This window comes from Paenibacillus thermoaerophilus (genome assembly GCF_005938195.1).
Taxonomy (GTDB): domain Bacteria; phylum Bacillota; class Bacilli; order Paenibacillales; family Reconciliibacillaceae; genus Paenibacillus_W; species Paenibacillus_W thermoaerophilus.
The window spans coordinates 1-14717 of sequence record NZ_VCQZ01000030.1 but is presented as its reverse complement, the minus strand read 5'-3'; the positions used below and the strand labels follow the sequence as shown (position 1 = coordinate 14717).

The following is a 14717-nucleotide window of genomic DNA, read 5'->3' as shown; positions in this document are numbered from 1 at the left end:
CAGCAGGAATCAGAGCTCAAGCGAGATCGCTCGGATCACTTCCCGCACGCTTTCTTCCTTGGCCACCGGAACGATCGCCTTGCCGACGGAGCGCCGGTCCTCGATCGGCGCCTGATCCGAATCGAACGTCACGAACGAGCCGTCCGACAAACAAGCCGTCAGCGTCACCGTCTGCTTCACGAAGAAAGCCCGGACAAGCCCCGAACCGTTGCTCTTCACGCGTTTTCCTTCCTTGAATTCAAACGTGGCCACGCCTTTGCCGCCGCGTCCCTGAACCGGATAATCGAGCAGCAGGGAGCTTTTCACATACCCTTTGTCCGAGACGACAAGAATCTCGCCTTCGTCGCCTTCCACCCATTCGGCCGATACGATCTCGTCGTCCTCTTTGAGCTGCATGCCGCGGACGCCGCCGGCCGAGCGGCCCATCGGGTTGACCTCCGATTCGCTGAACCGGATGCTCATCCCTTGCTTGGACACGAGCAAAATTTCCTTCATGCCGTCGCTCAACTGCACGCGGACCACCTCGTCTCCCTCGGCCACCTTCACCGCCGTGATCGCCGTCGACCGGGTCGTCGCGTATTCCTTGAGCTCGGTGCGCTTGACCTGCCCTTTGCGGGTGACGAATACAAGCGATTTGCCCGGCTGGTCGAATTCCCGCACCGGCAGGACGCTTACGATCACGTCGTCCTTCGCGGCCGGCACGACGTTAACCAGCGCCGTGCCGTTCTCCTTCCACTTGTACTCGGGAACCTGATGCACGGGCAGCAGGAAATATTGCCCCTTCTGCGTGAACAGCAGCAGGTTGTCCAGCGTATTGACCTGCAGCAGCGTCCGGATATAGTCGCCTTCCTTCACGCCGGCGCTGCCGACTTCGCCGCCGGACCGGGTGTACGACAGCATGCTGGTTCGTTTGATGTAGCCGTCGTTGGACAGCGTGACGATCACGTCCTCGGCAGTCACCATGACCTCAAGATTGACCTTCAGTTCCTCCACCTCGCCCTGGATGTCCGAGCGCCGGTCGATGCCGAACTTGTCGCGAATCTCGAGCAGTTCCTTCTTGATGACCCCGAGCAGCTTTTTCTCGCTGGCGAGAATGCCTTCGAGATAAGCGATCGTTTTGTTGACGTCCGCCAGCTCTTTCTCCAGAGCCGTAATCTCCAGATTGGTCAGCCGGTAGAGCTGCAGCACGAGAATCGCGTCCGCCTGGCGCTCGGTGAAGCCGAATCGCGCCACGAGGTTGTTCTGCGCGTCCTGCCTGTTTTTGGACGCCTTGATCACCGCGATCACTTCGTCCAGCACGTTCAGCGCCTTGACGAGGCCTTCCAGGACGTGGGCGCGGTCTTGCGCTTTATCCAGCTCGTACTGTGAACGGTTCCGCACGACTTCGCGCTGGTGATCGAGATAAGCTTCCAGCAAGCCGCGCAAGCCCAACTGCTGGGGCGCCTTGTTGACGATCGCGACCATATTGAAGTTGTAGGCGACCTGCAGATCGGTTTTCTTCAGCAAATACGCGAGAATCCCTTGCGCGTCCGCGTCCTTCTTCAGCTCCACGACGATGCGCAAGCCGTCCCGGCCGCTCTCGTCGCGCACCTCCGCGATGCCTTCGACCTTGCGGTCCAGCCGAATCTGCTCGATCGCGGTGACGAGCTTCACCTTGACGACCTGATACGGGATCTCCGTAATCACGATCTGCTGCTTGCCGCCGCGCAAGTCCTCGATCGCCGTGCGGGCGCGGATATAGATGCGCCCTTTGCCGGTGCGGTATGCTTCGCGGATGCCTTCCTCGCCCATGATGATGCCGCCGGTCGGGAAGTCGGGGCCGCGCACGATGTCCATCAGTTCCTCCACCGTTATGTCCGGCCGATCGATCATCGCGACGCAGGCGTCGATCACCTCGCGCAGGTTATGCGGCGGAATCTCCGTCGCGAAGCCGGCCGAGATGCCGCTGACCCCGTTGACGAGCAGGTTCGGGTAACGCGACGGCAACACCGAAGGCTCCTTGGCCGTATTGTCGAAGTTGTCGCGGAACTGAACCGTTCGCTTGTCGATGTCGCGCAGCAGCTCCAGCGCAATCTCCGACAGGCGCGCTTCGGTGTACCGCATGGCCGCCGGAGGATCGTCGTCAAGCGACCCCCAGTTGCCGTGGCCGTCGATCAGCGTATGCGCCATCTTCCACGGCTGCGCCATTCGCACCATGCCGTCGTAAATCGAGGCGTCGCCGTGCGGATGATAGTTCCCCATCACGTCGCCGACGGTCTTCGCGGACTTGCGGTACGGCTTGTCCGGCGTGTTGCCCGATTCGTACATCGCATACAAAATGCGCCGCTGAACGGGCTTGAGACCGTCCCGAACGTCCGGGATCGCGCGGTCCTGGATGATATATTTGGAGTACCGGCCGAACCGGTCGCCCACCACTTCTTCGAGAAAGGCGGGCAAAAACTGCTCCGTTGCGCTCAAATCGGGCTACCTCCATCCAACGGGAACCGCCCCGCAGGGGCGACTCCTCGGGGTTTATTCCTCGTATTCGGTAAAGTCGACGTTCTCGATGATCCAGCGCTTGCGCGGATCGACCTTGTCTCCCATCAGTGTGGAGACGCGCCGCTCCGCCTTGGCCGCATCCTCGATCTGCACCTGCAGCAGCGTGCGGGTCGCCGGGTTCATCGTCGTCTCCCACAACTGGTCGGGGTTCATCTCGCCCAACCCTTTGTAACGCTGCACCTCCACATTTTTGCCCATCGCCTTGATCGCGGCTTCCAGCCCGTCCTCGGTGAAGATGTACCGGGATTCCGTCTGTTTGCCGGATTTTTTGGTCACTTTGTACAGCGGCGGCTGGGCGATGTAGACGCGTCCGGCATCGATCAGCGGCTTCATGTAGCGGTAGAAAAACGTAAGCAGCAGCACCTGGATATGCGCGCCGTCCGTATCCGCGTCGGTCATCACAATAATTTTGCCGTAGTTGCTCTCCTCGGCGTCGAATTCGGAGCCGACCCCGGCGCCGATCGCCGCGATGATGGCGCGGTACTCGTCGTTTTTCAGGATGTCCGCCAGCTTCGCCTTCTCGGGGTTCATCGGCTTGCCCTTGAGCGGCAAAATCGCCTGGTGGCGCGAATCGCGCCCTTGCTTTGCGGAGCCTCCCGCGGAGTCCCCTTCCACGATAAACAGCTCGTTGCTTTTTGCGTCCTTCGACTGCGCCGGCGTCAGCTTGCCGCCGAGGTTCGAGCTTTCGCCTTTGCCTTTTTTGCCGCTGCGCACTTCCTCACGGGCTTTGCGCGCCGCTTCGCGCGCTTTTGCCGCCTGAACGGCTTTTTTCAGCAGCATTTGCGCAACCTGCGGATTTTCCTCCAGAAACTCGGCCATCTTCTCGGCGACCACCGCGTCCACCGCGCCGCGGGCCGACGCGCTGCCGAGCTGGTCCTTCGTCTGGCCGACGAACTCGACCTCGGACATTTTGACGTTGATAACGGCCATCATGCCTTCGCGGAGATCGACGCCTTCGAGATTTTTGTCCTTCTCCTTGAGAATGGAGCTTTTGCGGGCATATTCGTTCATGACGCGCGTAAACGCGGTTTTGAAGCCCGTCTCGTGCGTGCCGCCGCCCCGGGTCGGGATGGAGTTGACGAACGAGGCGATCGTCTCGGTATAGCCGTCGTTGTACTGGAGGGCGATCTCGACCTCGATGTCGTCCCGCTCCCCGTAAAAATGCACGACATCGTGCAGGACGGACTTGCCTTCGTTCAGAAACCGGACGAATTCGCTGGCGCCGCCTTCATAGTGGAACACGTCCTGCTTGCCCGACCGTTCGTCGTTCAGCGTAACTCTCAGCCCGGAGTTCAGGAACGCGATCTCCTGAAGCCGCTCGGCCAGCACGTCGTAATGGACGGCGATGCCGCCCTGGAACACCTTGATATCGGGCTTGAACGTCACCGTCGTGCCGGTTCTGTTCGTTTTTCCGACGACCTCCAGGCCCGTGACCGGCTCGCCGACGTGCTCCTTGCCGTCCTCATCGACCCAGCTTTCGAACCGCATCCGGTGAATTTTGCCTTCGCGGTGAATTTCGACGACGAGCCATTCGGACAGCGCGTTGGTGACGGAAGCGCCGACGCCGTGCAGGCCGCCCGATTTTTTGTAGCCCGACCCGCCGAACTTGCCGCCGGCATGCAGGATCGTATAGACGACCTGCGGCGTCGGAATGCCCAGTTTATGCATGGAGACCGGAATGCCCCGGCCGTTGTCGCGTACGCTGATCGAGTGATCCTTATGTACCGTCACGTCGATGGCGCTGCAAAATTTCGCGAGATGCTCATCCACCGCGTTGTCGACGATTTCCCAGACGAGGTGGTGCAGACCGGACGCGCTGGTGCTGCCGATGTACATGCCCGGCCGCTTGCGGACGGCCACCAGACCTTCCAGAACCTGGATATCGTCCGCGTCATAATTCGACGGATGATCGCTTTCGCGGTTGGCAAACAACTCTAGCTGTTCCGCCATCATGCCCCCCCATTTCCTTCATTCCCCAACAAATCTTGCTGTTTTGCATTATAACATTGAACCCGGCTAGTTCAATACATCTTTTTTCGTAAACGTTACATACGATACGACCAGAGCGGCCGCGGCCGTCAACGCAAGCACGGTCAGCGAGAACGGCAGCGTCATGCCTTCGATCGGCGGCACGCTGCCCGACAAATAGTCCGTCAGTTGCAGATTGACCATGAAGAAGTATTTGGCGCTCGTCCACGAAGACGCCATGTTCGCGAGAATCGACCCGGCGATAAGCACCGCCAGCATCACGCCCATGCCCGCCGCCGTGCTGCGGACGAGGACAGACACCATCAAGGACAAAATACCTACGACCAAAGCCGCAAACCAGACGAGTCCCATCTCCATCAGCAAATATTGCCACAGAGGCAGGACGTGCACGTGCGTAAAGTCGACGGTGGAGCCGTTGATCCGGAAGCCGCTGAAGATCGGCAAGTCCCATCCCCCGTATCCGAACACGAGACCGGAGATCAGATAGCTGAACACGGCGGTCGCAAGCACGATCAGCGAGGTAAATAGAATAAGCGCGATCAATTTGCTTGTCAAGATGCGCCAGCGGCGGACGGGACGCGTCAGCAACAATTTGATCGTGCCTGCCGTATGCTCCCCGGACACGAGATCCGATGCGATCACCATGACCATCAGCGGAATAAACAGGCCGATGGCGTTTTCCATGAACCGCTGCGTGAACACCAATCCGCTTACCTCGTTAGGATTAACATTATTTTCCAAATGGTATTCGTCTTTTTGAATCTGGATTTTGCGCCACTTTTTCCATTCCTCCGGGACGCGGGAGCTGCCGAGCGTGCGCTCGTAGTCGGCGATCCGCTGCGTCAGTTCGGCCCGCCAGTCGCTTGTTCCCGCTTGCTTCTGGAACTGCTGCGCCTGACGCATTTGCGCGTAAGTGAACATCGGAATCAGCGCAATCAGAATCAACAGCACCACGTAAAAGCGCTTTTTGCGGATAATCTTCAACACTTCGTTCTGCACCAGCGGCAGCATTCTACTCAATGTTCTCTCCCTCCGTCATGCCGAGGAACAGCTCCTCCAGCGTGGGATGCCGGACTTCGATGGCGGATACGGAGACGCCGGCCGATACGAGCCGCCGATTGATGCCGGACACCGCTTCTTCGGGCATTTTCGTGAGCAGGCGGACGGCCCGTTGCCCGTCTCCGCCCGCCGGACCGTCGACGGCCGCCGCATATCCCTCCGAGGCCAGCAGCTCCCGAGCCCGGTCGGCCGGGGCGACGGTCCAGACGACGGTGACGCCTTGCGCGCGCAGGAGCTCGTCCACTTCGCCAACGGCCAAAACCTTCCCGTGGCTGATGATCGCCACCCGGTCGCACATCTGCTGAATCTCGCTCAGCAGATGGCTGGAGACAAACAGGCTGAGCCCGTCCGCCGCCAGCCTGCGGATAAACTCCCGCATTTCCTTGATGCCCAGCGGGTCCAGCCCGTTTGTCGGCTCGTCGAGAATCAGCAGCTTCGGCCGGCCGAGCAGCGCTTGGGCGATGCCGAGCCTCTGGCGCATGCCGAGCGAATACGTTTTGACTTTGTCGTGAATGCGCCGGTCCAGCCCGACGATGCCGACGACTTCTTCGATTCGGGCCGTATCGACGCCGGGAAGCATACGCGCGAAATGCTCGAGATTTTGCCAGCCGGTCATATATCCGTACAGCTCCGGATTTTCCACGATGCACCCGACATGCCGCAGCGCTTCGTCATGCTCCCGGTGCACGTCGCGCCCGCAGACGAGAATGCTGCCCGAAGTCGGACGGATCAGGTCGACGAGCATGCGGATCGTCGTCGTCTTGCCCGACCCGTTCGGACCGAGGAAGCCGAATATTTCGCCTGCCCGGACGTCGAAGGATATGCCCTTGATGATAAGCCGGTTGCCGATTTGTTTGGTGACGTTCCGAACGGAAAGCACCACTTCCGCGTCGGCGGGCGGCTTGCGGCGTTGCCGGCCGTCGGAGGCTTGGCCGGTTTCCGTCTCCCGGGACAAAACCGGGGAACCGGCGGGTTCTGTGATCGCAGTCATGGACGCTCCCCCTTTATTTCAGCGATTGGACGATGCGGCGGGCGATTTCCCGGTAGCCGTCTCCGTTCGGGTGAAAATGATCCTGCGACATATATTGGTCGAAGTTCAACTGAAACAGGTCGTAGGTAGGCACGACGATCGTATTCGGATACGAGGAGGCCCGTTCCAACGCCTTGGCGTTCCACAGGGCTACTCCCTTGCCGGCCAAACCCGAATCGTCCGTGTCACGGAACGGGTTGAACAAGCCGACATAGACGACCGTCGCCCGGGGATTCCACTCGGCAAACGACTTCAGGATGCCGTCGAACCGGTCAAGCGCCTCCGGCATCCGCTCCTCCAGCTTGCCGAAGTCGAACGTGTCCTCGAAAAAGTTCAAGTTCCGCGCAAGGCCGAACAAGTCGTTGCCGCCGATCGTGAAGACGATCAGATCGGCTTGGGCGACGGAACGGCGAATTTCGCCGATCGAGTCGAGCCGCTTGCGCATATCGTCCGTCTTGAATCCGTCCTGCGCGTAATTGCCCAGAACGCGGACCGTTTTGCCGGTTTCCTGCTCCAACTGCTCCTTCAGATTCAGCACGTAACCTTTGCCGGTGGTATCGCCCGTTCCGACCGTCAGCGAATCCCCGAAGGCGACGATCTCGACGACATCGTCCGACAGCGGGTCGTTCGGCGACGGAACCGGCTTGAGCGATTCGAATCCGCCGGGCTGAGGCCGCAGCACATCCCGCACGGCCAGTCCGAACCCGGCGATCAGCAGAACGGTGGCAGCCAGCGACAGTGTGCCGACCACGCCCCAGATCCATCTTGACGTTCTCAACATTGTCCCTCCTGCCGAAGCCGATTTCTAAAATTAGAGTAAAGGTTCGGGCCGATATTTGCAAATTTCCGGCATTCGGACAGGCGGGCAAGTTTTGTCGGACGGATGCGCATACTATCCCATATAGAAACGGAGGTTGAATGGCATGAGGAATCGGCATGATTGGACAAAACGGCTGGGGATTGCCGGAATTGCCCTGCTTGCGGCCTTTTCCGGCTTGGCCGGGTGTCAGAGGAATGGAACGAATACCGCGCAGCAGCAGCAAAATTTCAAGGAGATGATCAATTCGCCGCCGGGATTGGCCGGCAAAGTTCCGTCGGCCCCGCCTCCAGACCGGCGCGATGAGACGACGCCGGCCGGCGGGCTCATGCCGACGGCTGCGTTCTCGTCGGAAACGACCGACAATTTGAAGCTTACGCCCGACGGCGAAGAAGCGCTGCTCGAGGATTCGGCCATACGCGCGGCGGGCGTGGCGCCGGCGGCAAAAGCGAAACCCGCCTCCAACCAGGCGCTGCAGCGCAAATACCCGTCCGTCCTCGTGATGAAAGGCAGCGGGGACAAACGCCAGCTCGCGTTGACGTTCGACGACGGGCCGGACCGGCGGTTTACGCCGCAAGTGCTGGAAGTGTTGAAAAAACACGGGGTCAAGGCGACCTTCTTCATGATCGGGTCCCGCGTGCAAGCCCACAGCGATGTCGCCAAGCGGGTGGCGGACGAAGGCCACGTCATCGGCAACCATACGTTCTGGCATCCGAAGCTGTACAGCGAGAGCCTCGACCGGCTGCGTTGGGAAGCGACGGAGACCGACCGGGTTATCGAGGAGGCGGTCGGTTACAAGCCGAAGCTGTTCCGCGCGCCGTACGGCGGCCTGACGGACGAGATCCTGCAGGAGCTCGGCCGGATGAAGTACAACGTTATCGGCTGGTCGGTCGATTCGCTCGATTGGAAGCAGATTCCCGCCGAAACCTGCATCGCCAACGTGATGAAGGACGTCTCTCCCGGCGGTATCGTGCTGATGCACAGCGGCGGCCATTGGACCGAAGATTTGTCCGGCATGGTGGAGGCGCTCGACCGGCTGATCCCGATGCTCCGCCAAGACGGCTACCAGTTCGTCACGATTCCCGAGATGATCGAGACGACCGCTTCCCGATAACGCAGCACATGAAAACAACCTCCGGATCGGCGCTCAGGCGCTTCCGGAGGTTGTTTTTGTCGGGTTGTTTTTTGTCGGGCGGCAGCATCAGCCCGCGTCTTGCAAAAACCTGTATTGCGCTTCGATCAGCCCGTGGTAGATGCCGTTGTCCCGCAGCATCAGCTCGTCGTGCGTGCCGGCTTCCATCAGCCGCCCGTGATCCAGCACCACGATGCGGTCCGCGTTGCGGATCGTCGACAGCCGGTGGGCGATGATAAACGACGTGCGGCCCAGCAGCAGCGTCTTCAGCGCTTCCTGGATGCGGACTTCGGTCTCGGTGTCGATGCTGGCCGTCGCTTCGTCGAGAATCAAGATGCGCGGATCGGCCAGCAGCGCTCTCGCGAACGAAAGCAACTGCCGCTGTCCCATCGACAACAGGCTGCCCCGTTCCTCCACCTCGGTATCGTAGCCGTTGGGCAACGCCATGATGAAATCGTGGGCATGCACGGCTTTGGCCGCCGCCTCGACTTCCTCGTCGCTCGCATCCAGCCGGCCGTAACGGATGTTGTCGCGGATCGTCCCCGAGAAGATAAACGTATCCTGCAGCACGATGCCGATCTGCGACCGCAGGCTCTGCAGCGTGACGTCCCGCAGGTCGTAACCGTCGACCGTCACCCTTCCCTGGACCGGATCGTAAAACCGGCACAGCAGATTGATGATGGTGCTCTTGCCCGAGCCGGTGTGCCCGACCAGCGCGATCGATTGTCCGGCCTTCACGTCGAGATGGATGCCGCGAAGCGCCGGGCGGCCCTTTTCGTATTCGAAGACGAGATTCTCGAACCGGATATCCCCGCGAACCGGCGGCAGCTCCTTCGCATCCGGCTTCTCGGAGACGGTCGGCGTCTCGTCGAAAAATTCGAAGATCCGTTCGCTGGACGCCATCGCGATCAGCAGTTGGGAATACAATTGGCCGAGCCGGTTGATCGGCTCCCAGAAGTTCCCGATATAGTTCGCGAACGCGAACAGCATGCCGACGGTCAATTCGCCGCTTTGGATCAGATGCGAGCCGTACCAGAACAGGATACACGTGCCGAAGGCGGACGTCAGCTCGATCACCGGACCGAGGCTCTGGTTGAGAGCGGAAGCCTTGTTCCAGGAGCGCAGGTTCCGCTTGTTCATCCCGTCGAAAAATTCCATGTTCTCGCGCTCTTGCGTAAACGCCTGCGTGACGCGGATGCCCTGAATGCTCTCGGCCAGATGCGAGTTGATCCGCGACTGGTTGATCCGCACCGCTTGCCAGCCTTGGCGGATGCGCTTGCGCAGCGTCGTCGAGGCGACAAACATGATCGGCACGGTAATCATCACCGCAAGTCCGAGCTTGAAGTTGAGCACCAGCAGCAGAGCGACGATGCCGACCAACTGCACCATATCGATAATCAGGTTGATGACGCCGTTGGTGAACAGCTCCTGCATCGCGTTGACGTCGTTCGTGATCCGTACGAGGATCGAGCCGGCCGGCCGTTTGTCGAAAAAGCGGAACGACAACTGCTGAATATGCTTGAACAGCTCGGCGCGCAGATCGTAGATCACGTTTTGTCCGATCGTGTTCATATAGCGGATGCGGTAGCGGTTCGCCCACCACTGGAGAACGAACAGCGCCAGGATCGCGCCCGCGCAGTAAAACAGCCAGTCCGGACGGCCTCCGTCCATGGCGTTGTCGATCGCCCATCCGAGGATAAACGGAATGAGCAGCCTCGCGGCCGTAGCCAGCAGCACGGCGAACAACACCGGAATCAACTGCTTGCGGTAAGGCTTCAAATATCGGCCCAACCGGGCGATCTGCGCCCAGTTAAACGGCTTTTCGATCAGATCGTCGTCCGCATAATAAAAGCGGGAGCGGTTCTGTTCCTTGGCTGGCGCTTGCATCTAGGCTCTCCTCCTCTCGCCGTGCAGGTCGGAATCCGCGCGCGGCAAATCCGGATGGTCCGCATATTGAATCCGATACGTCTGGCGGTACAGGCCGGGTTGGCGGACAAGCTCCTCATGCCGGCCGCGCTGCACCACCCGTCCCTTGTCCAGCACAATGATCTCGTCGGCGTCTTTCAATGAAGAGATGCGGTGGGCGATTACAAACGTCGTGCGCCCTTTCATCACTTCCCGCAGCGCCGTTTGAATCTCGTGCTCGGTCTCCATGTCGACGGCGCTGGTCGAATCGTCGAGGATCAGAATCGCGGGATTCCGCAGGATCGCGCGGGCGATGGCGATCCGCTGCTTCTGGCCGCCGGACAGTCCCAAGCCCCGCTCGCCGACGATCGTATCGTAGCCGTCCGGCAGCTCGCTGATGAAGTCGTGCGCCTGCGCCAACCGGGCCGCACGCTCCACATCCGCGTCCGTCGCTCCGTTCACCCCGTAGGCGATATTGTTGCGGATCGTCGACGAGAACAGGAACGTCTCCTGAAACACGACCGCGATCTGGCTGCGCAGGGACTGCACGTCCAGGTCGCGGATGTCCTGTCCGTCCAGCAGGATGCGTCCCTGCTTCACGTTGTACGCCCGCATCAGCAGTTGAATGACGGTCGACTTGCCGGCGCCCGTCGGACCGAGCAGACCGATGACCGATCCGGGCTTCGCATCCAGCGACAGCCGTTCCAGCGCCGGCGGTTTGTCCGGGTAGGCAAACGTCACGTCTTCGAATACGACATGGCCTTTCACTTCCTCCGGCTTCAGCTTGACGGCATTTTCTTTGTTTTTGACGTGCACGTACTGGTTCAGCACTTCGATCACGCGTTCGCCGGAAGCCTTGGACTGCGTATAGTTGTTGATATGAAAGCCGATATCTCTCATCGGCGCGATAATATACCAAATCATGCTCAGGAACGCGCCGAGCTCGCCCAGCTTGAGCGAACCGCCGATGACCATCAGGCCGCCGGCCAGGATCAGGATAACGACGGAAGCGTTCGCCAGCAGCTCCATCAGCGGAAAATAGCGGGCCCAGGTATACGCCATGTCGATATGCGCCTGACGGTATTCCTCGCTGCGGCGGGAAAACTTCTCCACCTCATGCGGCTCGCGGGCAAACGCTTTCACGGTTCGCACGCCGTTGATGTTTTCCTGCACCGCCGTCGTCAGCGAGCTCATCGCTTTGCGGATCGTCCGGAACGCCGGATGAATATTCCGCTCGAACTTCAGCGCCGTCCAGGCGAGCAGCGGCATCGCCGCGAACGTGATCAGCGTGAGCTTCCAGTTCATGTAGAACATGACGGCGGCTCCGGCGATCAGCATCAGGATCATGTTGCACAACTGCGAAAAACCGAAGGCGACAAAATTGCGCAGACCGTCGAGATCGCCGGTCAGCCGGGACATCAGGTCGCCCGTCTTGGCCTTGTCGTAATATTGGAACGATAAATATTGAAGCTTCTCGTACAGCGCATTGCGAAGATTGTACGCGACCCGGTTGCCCAGCCGGCTGCCCATCAGCCCGTGGATATATTGACAGGAAGCTTTGACGGCGATGACGCCGACGGCTGTAAGCGCCAGCTTCGGCACCAGCTCGAATTTCTCGCCCTTGATCACGTCGTCGATCAGAATCCGGAGCAATTGCGGATACACCAAACCAAGCATGGTGGCCATCAGCAGGAACGCCAGCGATCCGAACAACAGCATCCGGTGGGACCAGTAATACTCCTTCAAACTTCTCAGCACCTGCACGGTTTTCTCTCCCTCTCTCCGCACCCGTCAATTGTGAAACTTCTATGAAGTTTAACACCTGACTTTTCCAGCGGCAATCGGGATTATCCCGCTGTAGGCCGTATTTACCCGGATATCCGGGGGTTATCGGTAAATACCCCCTTTATCCGGCTTAATCTTCACGAATCTCCCGTTTTAGAGGGCAATCATCTCGCAACGATCAGAGTATGGTCCGGAACGTTCGAATATAGTGGTCGATTCCGGCCGGGCAGCGCGGGAATGCCTTGGGGTGGCGGAATGAAGGGTGTAAGCCGTTGACGGCTGCGAGGATACGGCTGGGGGCGCGGATCGGGAGCGGAGGGTGAAGCGCGGCCACGAAAAAAAGGGGCGGATTCGGGTCCGCCCCTTGCGTTTGAACAGGTTGTTAACCGTGTTTTGCCGCCTCCGGTCGGGCGTGTCAGCCGGCGTTCCGGAGACGCTTGTAAGCTTATCCCATCCGCTCAGCCGGCCGTCCGCCCGATGCCTGTAAGCATATCCCGCTCGCTCAGCCGGGCATCGGCGAATCCAGGCCAACCGCCGGTTTCAGCCCGCGGCTCCCGCGGCGCTTGAGTTCAGCAGCTCCCGCAGCGCTTCAAGCGCCTTTTCCATGCCGGTGATGCCGGCATCGTCGGACAGCGCCGCCTTGCGCCCGTCCCGGTGCGCGGCGACGGCGTCCTTCAGCGCGGCGGTTTGTTCGGCGATCCAAGCGGCATACTGCTCGCCGTAAGCGGCGGACAGCATCGCCGACTGCCGGTCGAGGTACGCCGCAACCGCCTCGGCAAGCTTCGGCTCCAGGGCGGCCCGCAGCTCCTCGCGGCCCCGTCCCTCGAAAAATTGCTTGCTGCTCTTGTAGAAGCCCGACAGCCAACGCTCGTCGGCAAGGGCGGCGACGTCCGACAGTTGCTCCTCGACCTCCGGCGTGCGGAACGAAGCTTCCGGCATGGCAGGCGGCTGCCAGCCGTCCACCGAGCGCTTCAGCTCCGCCGCCCAGCGGGCGAACCGGTCCTCGCCGAGCTTGCCGAGCGTGCGCTCCAGCCGGAGCGTCGTCGCCAGCACCTCCTGCGAGAGCTGGTACGAGACAAGCCGCTGCAGCTCGGCGCCCGCCGCCCGCAGCGTCCGCCGGACGCCTCCGGCGTCTTCCCGGATCGTCGAAGCGTTAAAGGCCATCGTAAACCAGTCGCCATACCGGTAGGCGGTTCGCTGCTTGACATGGTACAACAGCTCGCCGATTTCTTTGTCAAGCTGCTCCAGGTCGGCGCGGAGGCCGACGGAAGCTTCGAGCGCCGCCAACGCTTCGCCCGCCTGCGTCTCCAGCCGCTGCAGCTTGCGCTGGCGTTCGCCCGCATCCTGCTTCGCTTCGGCGAGCCAATCCCGCACGGTGTCGTGAACGCGCCTCAGCTCGTCTTCGGCCGACCGCACCGCCAGATCGGCGAGTTCGGTCGACGCAAACCGCATAAAATCGGATTCGAACGCGGTCAGTCCGGAGCCGGACAGCTTCGCGCCGTTCCCCTCCAGCTTTCCTTCCACCGCCTGCAGGCTCGACACCGGATAAATCCGCGGATTGCGGATGCCGAACGGCAGCAGGTTGGATTCGACATGGCGCACCACGCCTGCCAATTCCTCCGGCGAGGAAGCGAGATCGGCGGCATTGACGATAAAAAACATTTTATCGAGAGCGAAGCTGTCCTTGACCCGCCCCAGTTGCATCAAAAATTCGCGGTCGGCTTGCGAGAAAGCGTGATTGTAATACGTAACGAATAAAATGGCGTCCGCATTGCGGATATAATTAAACGCGACTCCCGTATGCCGGGCGTTGATCGAATCCGCTCCCGGCGTATCGACCAGCACGATGCCCTGCTCCGCGAGCGCCGAATCGTAATGCAGCTCAATCCATTCGACGAAACACGACTTGCTTTCGACCGCGACGTATTCGCGAAATTGCTCCATCGTCGCCCGAAGCTCCGCGCCCGCATGCGGAATCGCGTCGTTCCAGCCGGCCAGCACCGACTGCAGGAACGCGTAATGCGGCTTGCCCTTGGGCGGCACGTCGGCGGGCTTCAGCTTGCGGATCTGGTCGAGCGCTCCGTCGCCCGGCTTCGGCTCCAGCCCGAGCGCGGCCAACGAATACGCGATATCGTCGCGGATCGCTTGTTCGCTCTTCATCTTGACGCGGGCCGTGCCGTGAGGCCATTCCGGCGTCGACGGCACAATCCGGTTGATCGCGGCCGTTGTCGGATTGGGCGATACGGGCAGAACCCGTTCCCCCACCAGCGCGTTCGCGAACGACGATTTGCCGGCGCTGAACGCCCCGAACAGCGAGATGGTGAAGCGGCTCGCCGCGAGCCGCGCCGCCTTCTCGCGCAGCGCCCGGGCGCTGGCCGCCAGCGCCGGCACCGCGTCGGCGGCCTCCGCCGCCGCGCGCAGCCGCGCCGCCATCGCGGCCAGGCGCTCGCGCGGCGCCGCTG

Annotated in this window: 9 protein-coding genes; 1 reads left to right on the top strand and 8 read right to left on the bottom strand. The window is 61.0% G+C overall.

Features of this window, described 5'->3' with window-relative positions:
- Window positions 1–9 precede the first annotated feature (9 nt).
- From gyrA to FE781_RS15735, 5 genes are all read right to left on the bottom strand, one after another.
- A complete protein-coding gene (gene gyrA / locus FE781_RS15755; protein ID WP_138790575.1) occupies window positions 10–2457 on the bottom strand; it encodes a DNA gyrase subunit A in 2448 nt (815 codons plus the stop codon).
- Window positions 2458–2511: 54 nt separating this feature from the next.
- A complete protein-coding gene (gene parE, locus FE781_RS15750) occupies window positions 2512–4488 on the bottom strand; it encodes a DNA topoisomerase IV subunit B (RefSeq protein ID WP_138790574.1) in 1977 nt (658 codons plus the stop codon).
- 66 nt (window positions 4489–4554) lie between these two features.
- Window positions 4555–5547, bottom strand: coding sequence for an ABC transporter permease (locus FE781_RS15745; protein ID WP_138790573.1), 993 nt, complete (start codon window positions 5545–5547; stop codon window positions 4555–4557).
- Window positions 5540–6577, bottom strand: a complete 1038-nt coding sequence (locus FE781_RS15740) for an ABC transporter ATP-binding protein (protein ID WP_138790572.1) — start codon at window positions 6575–6577, stop codon at window positions 5540–5542. Before FE781_RS15740 ends, FE781_RS15745 begins: the two co-directional genes overlap by 8 nt.
- Before the next feature lie 13 nt (window positions 6578–6590).
- Entirely contained in the window at window positions 6591–7394 is an 804-nt protein-coding gene (locus tag FE781_RS15735) for a GDSL-type esterase/lipase family protein (protein WP_170209566.1), read from the bottom strand.
- Window positions 7395–7539: 145 nt separating this feature from the next.
- Between FE781_RS15735 and FE781_RS15730 the strand changes: the two genes are divergently transcribed.
- Complete coding sequence (locus FE781_RS15730) at window positions 7540–8547, top strand: polysaccharide deacetylase family protein (RefSeq protein WP_246068208.1); 1008 nt, start codon at window positions 7540–7542, stop codon at window positions 8545–8547.
- An 87-nt stretch (window positions 8548–8634) separates the two neighbouring features.
- Here FE781_RS15730 and FE781_RS15725 read toward each other — a convergent pair whose 3' ends face one another.
- The 3 genes from FE781_RS15725 to FE781_RS15715 all read right to left on the bottom strand — a co-directional run.
- Window positions 8635–10452, bottom strand: coding sequence for an ABC transporter ATP-binding protein (locus FE781_RS15725; protein WP_138790570.1), 1818 nt, complete (start codon window positions 10450–10452; stop codon window positions 8635–8637).
- A complete protein-coding gene (locus FE781_RS15720) occupies window positions 10453–12234 on the bottom strand; it encodes an ABC transporter ATP-binding protein (protein ID WP_138790569.1) in 1782 nt (593 codons plus the stop codon). It lies immediately after the preceding gene.
- A gap of 561 nt (window positions 12235–12795) precedes the next feature.
- A partial coding sequence (locus tag FE781_RS15715; protein ID WP_211346384.1) for a dynamin family protein occupies window positions 12796–14717 on the bottom strand: 1922 nt, incomplete at its 5' end.

Bases quoted from the DNA above. Each gene is read 5' to 3' on its own strand.
- parE (WP_138790574.1), bottom strand. From the start codon at position 4,488: ATGGCGGAACAGCTAGAGTTGTTTGCCAACCGCGAAAGCGATCATCCG.
- FE781_RS15740 (WP_138790572.1), bottom strand. From the start codon at position 6,577: ATGACTGCGATCACAGAACCCGCCGGTTCCCCGGTTTTGTCCCGGGAG.
- FE781_RS15730 (WP_246068208.1), top strand. From the start codon at position 7,540: ATGAGGAATCGGCATGATTGGACAAAACGGCTGGGGATTGCCGGAATT.
- FE781_RS15725 (WP_138790570.1), bottom strand. From the start codon at position 10,452: ATGCAAGCGCCAGCCAAGGAACAGAACCGCTCCCGCTTTTATTATGCG.